The 11091-nt window shown below is 56.1% G+C and carries 7 protein-coding genes; 5 read left to right on the plus strand and 2 right to left on the minus strand.

Annotated elements, in window-relative coordinates; all coding sequences use genetic code 11:
• Window positions 1-500: 500 nt before the first annotated feature.
• Window positions 501-1523 (minus strand): toll/interleukin-1 receptor domain-containing protein, encoded by a 1023-nt coding sequence (locus tag QWL29_RS25830; protein WP_305825723.1) that lies wholly within the window; start codon window positions 1521-1523, stop codon window positions 501-503.
• A gap of 11 nt (window positions 1524-1534) precedes the next feature.
• On the minus strand, window positions 1535-1975 hold the full coding sequence (gene cadR, locus QWL29_RS25835) for a Cd(II)/Pb(II)-responsive transcriptional regulator (RefSeq protein ID WP_305825724.1): 441 nt from the start codon (window positions 1973-1975) through the stop codon (window positions 1535-1537).
• Between the two features lie 77 nt (window positions 1976-2052).
• Here cadR and QWL29_RS25840 point away from each other — a divergent pair, with 77 nt between their 5' ends.
• The 5 genes from QWL29_RS25840 to QWL29_RS25860 all read left to right on the plus strand — a co-directional run bounded on the left by QWL29_RS25840 (window position 2053) and on the right by QWL29_RS25860 (window position 10688).
• Entirely contained in the window at window positions 2053-4476 is a 2424-nt protein-coding gene (locus tag QWL29_RS25840; protein WP_305825725.1) for a heavy metal translocating P-type ATPase, read from the plus strand.
• An 88-nt stretch (window positions 4477-4564) separates the two neighbouring features.
• Complete coding sequence (locus tag QWL29_RS25845; protein WP_370663747.1) at window positions 4565-4882, plus strand: DUF2946 family protein; 318 nt, start codon at window positions 4565-4567, stop codon at window positions 4880-4882.
• Window positions 4883-5052: 170 nt separating this feature from the next.
• Entirely contained in the window at window positions 5053-6252 is a 1200-nt protein-coding gene (locus QWL29_RS25850) for a TolC family protein (protein ID WP_305825729.1), read from the plus strand.
• 9 nt (window positions 6253-6261) lie between these two features.
• On the plus strand, window positions 6262-7503 hold the full coding sequence (locus QWL29_RS25855; RefSeq protein WP_305825727.1) for an efflux RND transporter periplasmic adaptor subunit: 1242 nt from the start codon (window positions 6262-6264) through the stop codon (window positions 7501-7503).
• A 14-nt stretch (window positions 7504-7517) separates the two neighbouring features.
• The gene (locus QWL29_RS25860) at window positions 7518-10688 is read left to right on the plus strand and encodes an efflux RND transporter permease subunit (protein WP_305825728.1); all 3171 of its coding nucleotides are present in this window, start codon (window positions 7518-7520) and stop codon (window positions 10686-10688) included.
• Window positions 10689-11091: the final 403 nt, after the last annotated feature.

Raw genomic sequence — 11091 nt, forward strand, 5'->3', positions numbered from 1 at the left:
CAAAGGCCAGCTACGGCGAGGAATATGATCGCACGATACTAAACATCTACTAACGAAGTCTATCGACAGACCACTGAAATGTCCACAAGTAACATTGGCTTGACGGCAAGTCCAGTGTTATATCCCTGCAGGCTGATTGCGATGCGCCTCAGCACCTGCTAGCGGCAAACCATGAAAAGTGACATCAGCACGTCATTAGGTGGCACAACGAAGCCGGTCTTTTTCGTTTGCTCAGGCAAGAGAAGTGGCCCGGGGCCATGGCATTCGGACCAGAAGAGGTAGTACAAGCGTTGCTTGATGAATCCTCCTGTATTGATGACACAAGCTCGCCAGTTCCCTTGTGAGGTTCGGAGCTGCTCATGTTGACGCAGGCGCCCTCGACCGAGCTGTCACTATTTGCCATCTGTTCGCACCTTCCGTGGACGTGCGCCGTTGGCTAGAAGGTCGTAACAAAAACCACCGTCTCATCAGGTAATGGCAACCTGGCGTTGAAAAACTAGCTAGCGTTGAAGTCGCTCGATAAACATTTCCCAGAAGTACTCTGAGGCCCCCTGCTCTGATAACTGAGAATTTTGGTTGCCACGATGGAACTGCATACCCATGGGTTTGAAATGCATAGCTTGACTGTCGGACTCAATAGTAAGCATTTCGTTGAACGAGTTGGCCCCTGCGTCGGCGCCGTATGAAAATGCAAGCGATGAAGAGCCCCTGCCAAGACCACCGATGCGTATCGAGCACTCAGCGACGGTTTTCCCTTCACGATAGACAACCGCAGAGAACGCTTGACCGCTCAGCGGCTGGAAGCGTACTTGGATGCCTGTGTTGCGAGCGGCAAGCTCTTCTAGCGAGGCGCTGAAAAACTTAGCCATGAATTCAAACGTGTCGTGCAAGAACTTATCACGGTCAAAGTCCGTGAAGTCCTTCTTGAGTCGCAGATTGCTAGACCTTGGCCTTTCCTGCGCTGACTGCTCCAACGCCTGCGTGGTACTAAATGCAGCCGGTTGGCCGACATCTGCCGCAGGCCGCGCGATGCCCCACGCTGACTCGCCCCTTTCTTTCGACGTTGTAGCTGTTGGGGTTGCACGAGCCATATCCTCGATTGCCGTGCGAATCTGACGGGCTACGTCCGTCCACGCCTCTGCCTGATTCGGCCATGTAGTCACAGCTTTACCATCTTTCGGGACAGCGAGCAGTTTGCCGAACGGTGCGGGATGCCAGTCACATGGCTCAAGAATCACAGGAATGACGCGGGCGCTGCCTTCAGCATGCCTCTCAAGAGCTCTATTCATCTCAACGGAAAAGCAATACCAAGAGGCAATAAAATCCGCACTTACCAGTAAGAGAATAACGTCAGCGGTTTCGAGATTTTCCTTAATAGATGAGTCTAAATCAGAGCCAGCCGTAATTCCGCGGTCGTGCCATGTCTCGATTAACCCTTGATGTTTCATCATGGAGAGGTGCACTTCGAGCCGGTCGCGCAGCGCCTCGTCGGCATGACAGTAAGAGAAAAAAAGTTTAGCCATCGTTGATTCTTTTAAGCAGTTGTATGTTGTCGTTTGTGGCAGCCGCTGTCGGTGGCCGAAGCGACATCGCTCAGGTTCTGCAGAATGCCGCACTGCTGGACGAGATGAGGTTGCTCACACTGATGACGCAACGTCATCAGTTGCTTCTCCAGACTTTGAAGCTTCTGCATTTGGATGCGGACTAGCTCGATGTGGTGGTCAAGCAAGTCATTGACGCCTTGGCATCCGCTGGTCGGCTGCGCTTGGAGCTCTAAGAGCACGCGGATATCAGGGAGTCCCATCTGTAACGACCGACAGTGGCGGATGAACTGGAGCCTCTCAAGATGCGACGCCATGTATTGTCGATATCCGGAGTCGCTACGCGACGGCTCCGGCAGCAGTCCAGCCTTCTCATAGTAGCGAACGGTCTCGACGTCGCACCCCGTTTGCTTAGCCAACTCACCAATGCGCATAAATCCTCCAAAACGCTTGACCCCGTAGTTACTACAGGGTTTCTAATGGAATCATACTCGAATTTGAAAGTGCTCACATGACCCCCGAACGTAGCAAGGATTGCTGTTCCCCAGCTCCTGCTGATGCTGCTCAGGCGCCTACTTTGGAATTACGCGAGCAATCGGTTGCGGAGGTTGACTCGGCAGATGAGCTGGCGACTGCTTGCTGCTCAAACGATAGTGCAATCCCGCGTGCACTAAGCCGCTTTTCGCCGAGTTCGAGCTTAGACGATAGTACGGAAAATCGTTCAGCCAGCCCGGCAGCTGCCTCATGTTGCGCGGCGAAGGGACAAGCGACAACGACCGCTGAGGACGCGCCCTTGCCACCTGCAGGAGCGGAAGTTGTGCGGTATCGCATCTCGAACATGGACTGCCCTACCGAAGAGCGGCTCATCCGTAACAAGGTGGAGCCGATTAAGGGCGTGCTTCGACTCGACTTTAACCTCATGAGTAGAACGCTTACGGTCCACCATGAGCTCATGAGTCCAGACCCCATCTCCGCTGCCCTACGGTCTGTTGGAATGAACGCGGAGCTAGTCGACGAAACTGCAGCGACTCAGCGTAACGATGGTGCGTCGGCGGGCCTCACGACGAGTCAAAAATCCCTGTTAGCAGTGTCTGGAGTCACCGCAGCCGCTGCGGAAGCGTTCGCTTGGACAACACACACGGACTCCTCCCCCCTCGTGATAGCCCTAGCGCTTATTTCTATCGCCACAGGTGGCATTCCAACTCTGAGGAAAGGGCTAATCGCGCTGCGAACCCTCACTCTTGATATCAATTTCCTGATGAGCCTCGCGGTCATCGGCGCGGTTGTAATTGGTCAGTGGCCAGAGGCCGCAATGGTCGTCTTTCTCTTCGCTGTCGCCGAGCTAATCGAAGGCCTATCACTCACCCGGGCGAGGAACGCCGTCCACAGTCTCCTCAAGCTCGCACCTGACGTGGCGAACCTTCGGTCACCTAACGGTGAACTGCGCGAAGTACCGGTCGAAGCGGTACAAATCGGCGATGTCCTTCTAGTGAAGCCTGGCGACCGCATCCCGCTCGATGGCGTCGTCCAGGCCGGCGAGTCCTCGGTAAATCAGGCACCTATTACAGGCGAAAGCGTACCTGTCGACAAAGCAGTCGGTGACCAAGTTTTTGCCGGCACCATCAATGAGCGAGGGGTCCTGGAAGTCAAGGCGACATCGGACAGCCGAAACAGCACTCTCGCCAAAATTGTTCGAGTAATCGAGGAAACGCAAAGTAATCAGGCGCCGACCCAGCGTTTTGTCGATGTCTTCGCACGTTACTACACTCCTGCTGTGGTCCTCTTGGCGTTGTCGGTCGCACTGGTTCCGCCTTTGATATTTGGCGGAGAATTTGCCCCATGGCTCTACAAGGCCCTGGTTCTGTTGGTCATCGCCTGCCCTTGTGCCCTGGTCATCTCCACGCCGGTGACTATCGTGAGCGGCCTTACTGCCGCAACAAGGATGGGCATTTTGGTGAAAGGTGGCCAGTTCCTTGAAACCGGCTACAGACTTCGGGCTATCGCTGTAGACAAAACGGGTACCCTAACGACCGGCCGGCCGAAAGTCACCGAAGTAGCTACGACGTCATCCCTATCAAACGAAGACGTTCTGCGTATCGCCGGCAGTCTGGACATCAATTCGTCGCATCCTCTAGCGAGTGCGATTGTCGCTGCCTCCGTGTCAAGTGGCGCACCTATCCCTGTAACCTCCTTTGAATCGTTGCCAGGACGTGGTGTCCGGGGCGCTATCGGCGGCGTTGCATACCACTTGGGTAACCAGCGCTTGATAAGGGAACTAGGCCTCCTTACTCCCGCGGTAGAGCGGGTTCTCGCCACCCTTGAAGAACAAGGGAAGACGACAGTTATCCTGGCCGATGCCGCGTCAGTTTTAGGGGTAATTGCAGTGGCCGATTCGGTTCGCCCGGAAGCCGCGCTGGCAATCGACCGGTTGAAACAGATGGGCGTTACCACTGTAATGCTCACCGGCGATAACGACCGAACAGCACAGTACGTAGCAAAGCTAACTGGGATTAGCACGGTTCTCGCGCAGCTTCTGCCGGAGCGGAAGCTAGAAGAAGTTGAAGAACTTCAAAGGCAATTCGGCATGGTTGGCATGCTTGGCGACGGCATTAACGACGCACCAGCGTTGGCCAAGGCGGACATCGGGTTTGCTATGGGGGCCGCCGGCAGCGATACCGCCATCGAGACCGCTGACGTCGCGCTCATGAACGACGACCTCACAAAACTCGTTTCGTTTGTTTCGCTCAGCCGCTCGACCCATGCGATTCTAATTCAGAACATAGTCCTTGCCCTCGGCATCAAAGCCGTCTTCTTCGCTCTTGCGTTAGCTGGTTCTGCGACATTGTGGATGGCCGTGTTCGCTGACGTCGGAGCAAGCTTACTGGTCGTCTTCAACGGACTGCGCCTGCTGAAATCTAGCAAAGCACAGTCATAGACCATGTCCATGTTGTCGGCCCACACTTCATCTTAACCATACTTATGCTATCGTCCGCACCGTGAAAAGACTTCTCCTCATACTGTTGATGCTCGTACTGCCTGCCCAGTATTCCTGGTCAGCGGCTGCCGCCTATTGCCAGCATGAGAACGGCGCCAGTCTCCATTTTGGGCACCATGCACATGAGCATAAGGCGCAAGTCGGCGAGGCTGACGACGATGGAGAAATGGAAAAAGCGCATGCAGACTGTGAATATTGCCACCTCTTCTCGCACGCCTTTTTTACATCCGCCTCCGATGGACCTCCAACTCCTGACGCGCGCCGGCATGCAGCACTTGGAACCCTGAACTACTCATCACATATTCCCGAGGGCCCCTCAAAGCCCGACTGGCATCTCGTCGCCTAGCAGCGACGAGACTCCCTCCGTTAGCACCCTTAACAGGGGTCCCGTCGAATTTCGTCCAAATTTCGGAGAATTCGATGTATCGACCAATCATTCCGCTTCTTGCGGTGGCATTGAGCTGTCCAGCTCTTGCCCAAATAACGGCACACCCGCCTGCGCAGCTCGGGCATACGATGCCGTCAAATGCTGCAAACCAAACGCGTGAACCCTCAGGCTCGTTGCCCCTACAAGCCGCGCTTCGCTTGGCACTGCAGGCGAACCCTGAACTACGTGCAGCCGAACATGAGGTTCTGGCCGTAGAGGCGGCTACCATGCAGGCCCGGGCATTACCGAACCCGACTCTTGAGATTGGAGTCGAGGACACCAGGCGCGAGACCAGAGAGACTACTGTTCAGCTCAGCCAACCGCTCGAACTAGGCGGGCGACGCGCCAGCCGTGTGAGTGCAGCTGAACGGGCCCAGGACGCAGCACGGGCTGACCTTAGCGTCAGGCGAGCCGCGGTGCAGGCTGACGTCATCACGGCATTCATGAATACTGTGGCGGCACAGGAGCGCTTGCGACTTTCCCAAGAATCGCAAGACGTCGCCGACAGAGTGACGACTGCGGTCTCCAAACGCGTCCAAGCAGGAAAAGCCTCGCCCGTAGAGGAAACCCGGGCGCGTGTCGCGCAATCGTATGTTCGTCTCGAGGTGTCAAAAGCGCAGAGTGAACTAAACAATGCTCGGCTTGCCTTGGCCTCCACGTGGAAAAACGTCTCCCCGCAATTCCAGCATGCTGTTGGCACGGTATCCACTCTCCCCGAGCTTCCCGGCTGGGAAGTGCTAGCTGCTAAGTTCTCGTCCTTGCCTGGAGTAGTCCGCGCTCGTGTCGAAGTGGCGCGCCGCGAGGCCTTGGTTGCAGTCGAACAGAGCCGACGCACTCCCGACGTGGCCATCACGGCTGGCATAAAGCGGTCAGCTGAGCTGGGCCGAAATCAGGCGGTCTTCGGCCTCTCGGTACCTCTACCTCTATTCGATAGAAACCGTGGAAACGTCCTTGAAGCACTGCGTCGAACAGATGTTGCAAAGGACGAGTTCGAAGCTGCTGAGACCAGGACCTACAACGAGCTTGTCCAGGCGTACGAACGGCTCCGCGTGTCTCGCCATGAGGCTCAGGTACTCGCCTCCGAAATTCTTCCGGGTGCCCAAAGCGCATATGACGCAGCCGTCAAGGGATTTGAGTTCGGCAAGTTTGCCTATTTCGATGTGCTAGATGCCCAGCGCACTCTCATCCAATCGAAAGCGGATTACCTGCGTGCGTTCTCTGAATCGCATCGTGCCTCCGCGGACATCACACGTATTACCGGCGTAGACATGCCGAACATCGAACACTAAGAGACGAAAATGGACAGCAAAATTTCAAAGAAACAGCTGGCGTACATCGTCGGCATCCTAGTCGTAGGCGTCGTCCTGGCGCTCCTTATCATGTTGACCAAGCCACGGGCCCCGGCTGCCGAGGCAGGTGAGTCAGAACATGCGGAGGAACAGGTTGCGAGTAAGGCGGAAGGCGAAGCTGGTGAAGACTCCCATGAAGCCGAAGAGGCGCATTCCGACAGCGTCAAGCTCACGGACGCTCAAATCTCAGCTTCAGGAATCAAGGTATTCAAGGCCGGGCCAGCTACGATTCGTTCTACGCTCACTCTTCCGGGAGAGATTAAGTTCAACCAGGACAGGACGGCACAGGTTGTCCCACTCCTGGAGGGAACCGTACAGGCAGTACACGCGGACATAGGTCAATCAGTGAAGAAGGGGCAAGTGCTAGCCGTTATCGCAAGCGTGGAACTCTCTGACCTGCGTAGCCAACTGCTCACTGCCGAGAAGCGGCTATCGCTTGCTAAAACGACCCTCGCGCGCGAGAAGAAACTGTGGGAAGAAAAAATCTCGGCAGAGCAGGACTATCTGCAGGCCCGCCAGGCCATGCAAGAAGCAGAAATCGACTATCGCAACGCGGAGCAAAAGCTACGCGCTCTTGGCTCTAGCGCCCATTCCAAAGGCGGGTTGAACAGCTATGAGCTCCGGGCTCCTTTCAACGGTGTAGTCGTAGAAAAGGCGGTCTCTCTGGGTCAGTCAGTCAAAGAGGACTCGTCGCTCTTTACCGTTGCCGACCTCTCCACCGTCTGGGCGGATGTCGCGGTGCCGGCCGGTGACCTCGGTAACATGCGTGTTGGGGAGCAGGTCACGGTTAGAGCGAGCGCGCTTGAAACTGAAGCCGTCGGGAAGATTGCATACGTCGGCTCGCTGCTCGGTGCTGAAACTCGCACTGCCACCGCCCGCATTGTCCTCCCCAATCCCGCCCTTTCCTGGCGTCCGGGACTGTTCGTCAACGTCGAGGTACAGCTCCAGTCGAATCAGCGGGAAGCCCCGGTCACGGTTGCAGCGGCCGCGATTCAAACTGTTGAAGAGAAGCCAACGGTATTTGTCCGTATGCCTGGAGGCTTCCGAGCGGAGCACGTGACTCTTGGCCGTAGAGATACTGCGACGGTCGAGGTGACGAAGGGGCTCGCCCCAGGCACCGAGTACGCTGCCGGCAACAGCTTTGTAATCAAAGCGGAGCTGGGTAAATCCAGCGACGAAGATTCTCACTAAGGCGGAGCGCACTCATGTTCGAACGTCTAATCCGCTTTGCCATCGCGCACCGATGGCTGGTCCTTCTAATCGTCATCGGTATGGCGGCGATTGGAGTCTACAACTATCAACGTCTCCCCATCGACGCGGTCCCGGACATCACGAATGTTCAGGTCCAAATTAACACTGCGGCGCCCGGGTTCTCGCCGCTCGAGTCGGAGCAACGGGTAACGTATCCTATCGAGAACGTAATGGCCGGTCTGCCGAATCTTGAGCAGACAAGGTCCATTTCTCGTTACGGACTTTCGCAAGTGACGGTGACGTTCAAAGACGGGACCGACATCTACTTTGCCCGGCAGCTCGTGAACGAAAAGCTGCAGGAGGCAAAGGAGCGCTTACCTGCGGGCGTCACCCCGGAAATGGGCCCCATTTCGACGGGTCTCGGAGAAATCTACCTCTGGACAGTAGAGGCCGATGAGAGCGCACGTAAGCCCGATGGGACACCGTACACGCCTACGGACCTTCGGGAAGTTCAAGATTGGATTATCAAGCCGCAGCTTCGCGTTGTGCCCGGTGTCACTGAGGTCAATTCCATTGGTGGATACGTGAAGGAGTACCACGTCGCCCCCAATCCGCAGCGCCTGGCCGCATACGGCTTCACGATGAAGGACATTGTCGAGGCGATAGACCGTAACAACAGCACTGCGGGCGCCGGGTATATCGAGCGGCGCGGCGAACAGCTTCTAGTTCGCGCACCGGGACAGGTACGGTCGCTTGATGAGATTGCGAGTATCACCTTGGGAACCGCTCAGGGAATCCCAATTCGCATTCGGGATGTGGCTGAAGTAAGTATTGGCCAAGAGCTTCGTACTGGCGCCGCGACTGACAACGGGCGCGAGGTGGTGCTTGGAACAGTCTTCATGCTTATCGGTCAAAACAGCCGCGCCGTCTCCCAGGCGGTCGACTTGAAGATGAAGGAAATTAATCGAACCCTTCCGAAAGGCGTGCATGCAATAACGGTCTATGACCGAACGGTGCTGGTCGACAAGGCCATCAATACCGTCAAGAAGAACTTGGTAGAGGGCGCGTTGCTCGTCGTCGCAGTGCTGTTTCTCTTCCTGGGAAACATTCGCGCTGCAATCATCGCTGCGATGGTCATACCGCTTTCGATGCTCTTCACCTTTACAGGCATGGTCACGTACAAGGTCAGCGCTAATCTGCTCAGCTTGGGCGCCCTGGACTTCGGCATCATCATCGACGGGGCCGTGGTTATTGTAGAAAACTGTGTGCGAAAGCTTGCAGAAGCGCAGGTGCGGCTCGGTCGCCCGCTCACCCGAGCGGAACGCTTCGAGGAGGTTTTCGCTGCGTCGCGCGAGGCGCGCCGGCCGCTTCTCTTCGGCCAGCTCATCATCATGGTGGTCTACCTGCCTATCTTTGCGCTCTCCGGTGTCGAGGGCAGGATGTTCCATCCGATGGCGATAACCGTCGTCATCGCACTACTTGGGGCCATGATTCTTTCAATTACTTTCGTTCCTGCCGCCGTAGCGCTGTTCATCGGTAAGTCCGTGGCGGAGAAGGAAAGCAGATTGATGCACCAAGCCAAGCGGCTCTACGAACCGCTCCTTCGCAAGGTCATGGCTAACGGTCCTGTCGTCATCACGTTCGCCGTGGTCAGCATCTTACTGTCGGGCCTTCTGGCGACGCGTCTTGGCAGCGAATTTGCGCCAAGCCTGAACGAGGGAGACTTTGCCATCAACGCGAACCGCATCCCAGGCACTAGCTTGTCCCAAACAGTTACCATGCAAGCCCAGCTAGAACGGGAACTCAAGGCGAAGCATCCGGAAATTGAACGCGTGTTTGCCCGTACTGGAACATCTGAGGTGGCGTCCGACCCCATGCCACCGACTATGTCCGATGGATACGTGATGCTCAAGCCGGAGTCACAGTGGCCTAAGCCCAAGAAATCGCGTGACGAGTTGCTCGAGGCGATTCAAGCAACGGCAGCCACTCTGCCTGGTAACGCATACGAGTTCTCTCAGCCAATCCAGCTCCGGTTTAACGAACTCATCTCTGGGGTCCGTAGCGACGTTGCTGTCAAAGTGTTCGGTGACGATATGGAGGTGCTCACCGAAACTGCTGAGCGACTGTCCAAGGCCCTGGCGAAAGTCGCTGGCGCGACTGATGTGAAAGTTGAGCAGGCAACCGGCTTGCCGACGCTAACGATAAATATCGATAGAAACAAAGCATCGAGATATGGCCTGGACATAAGCGATGTCCAGAACGCTGTCGCTACTGCTGTAGGGGGTACGGAAGCGGGAACGGTATTCGAAGGAGACCGTCAATTCGGCATCGTAGTCCGGCTTCCGGAGGGCACTAGGAACGATTTGGATTCGATGGGACGCCTGCCAATTGCGCTCCCCCGCTCCAAGCAATCGACCTCTGGCCCGCGATTCATTCCGTTGCGTGAGGTTGCTACTCTGGAGGTTGGCCCTGGACCCAACCAGATTAGTCGAGAAAGCGGAAAGCGGCGCGTTGTCGTGTCGGCGAACGTTCGCGGGCGAGACATCGGTTCTTTTGTGAACGAAGCCCGGGCGTCGATTGAAAAGTCCGTGTCGGTACCTGCAGGGTACTGGACAGTGTGGGGTGGCCAGTTTGAGCAGTTAGAGTCAGCGACCGGCCGGCTAAAAGTTGTAGTCCCGCTGGCTCTGCTTCTAGTGTTCACTCTGCTCTTCGCGATGTTCGGGAACCTTCGAGATGGGTTGATTGTGTTTTCCGGGATTCCGTTCGCGCTTACCGGTGGAGTGCTCGCACTATGGCTCCGTGGGATTCCGCTCTCAATCTCAGCCGCTGTCGGCTTCATTGCGCTATCAGGTGTTGCGGTGCTAAACGGACTGGTAATGGTCTCGTTTATCAAACGCCTGCAGGAAGAAGGAAGGCCACTTCATGACGCCATCCACGATGGGGCGTTGACCCGTCTGCGACCAGTGCTCATGACCGCTCTCGTGGCTTCAGTCGGGTTTATCCCAATGGCCATCGCAACTGGGACTGGCGCCGAGGTCCAGAGGCCGCTAGCAACGGTCGTCATTGGCGGCATTCTTTCCTCTACGGCGCTGACGCTGCTTGTTCTGCCAATCTTGTACCGGTTCGCCTATCGCCGCAGAAATGGTGTCATGGTGGCTGGCATGAAGCAGGAAATTATCTCTTAACCGGTTCCAGCAGCGGCTGAGGGAATAGCTCGGCCGCTGCGGATTAAATGCACCTACGCATTTGGCATTATTTGCAAAGGTAAGGGTTGTTGGCCCCCTCTTCGCACAGGCAATAAAGAATCCTAGCAGTTTCATTAACGCCCGCGCGCCGGCACGGAAGAACTACTTAATAAGCAATAGCAACCGATGTTTTAAACACGCGTGGAATTTGCTGTATCAGTCGATTCAAGCGTTGTCGTGATAAATTGCTGACTCCACATATCAGAAAAGATAAGCTATGCCAACCTATCAGGAATACCAGGAACAAATTGCAAAGTTGCAGATTCTTGCCGAGCAAGCACGCCAAGATGAGCTTAATTGTCAAGACCCGCCTGGTTATAGACGCGCTTTCTGAACAATTCAG

The sequence above is a fragment of the Massilia brevitalea genome (assembly GCF_030711405.1).
In the GTDB taxonomy this organism is placed as follows: Bacteria; Pseudomonadota; Gammaproteobacteria; order Burkholderiales; family Burkholderiaceae_D; genus Telluria; species Telluria brevitalea.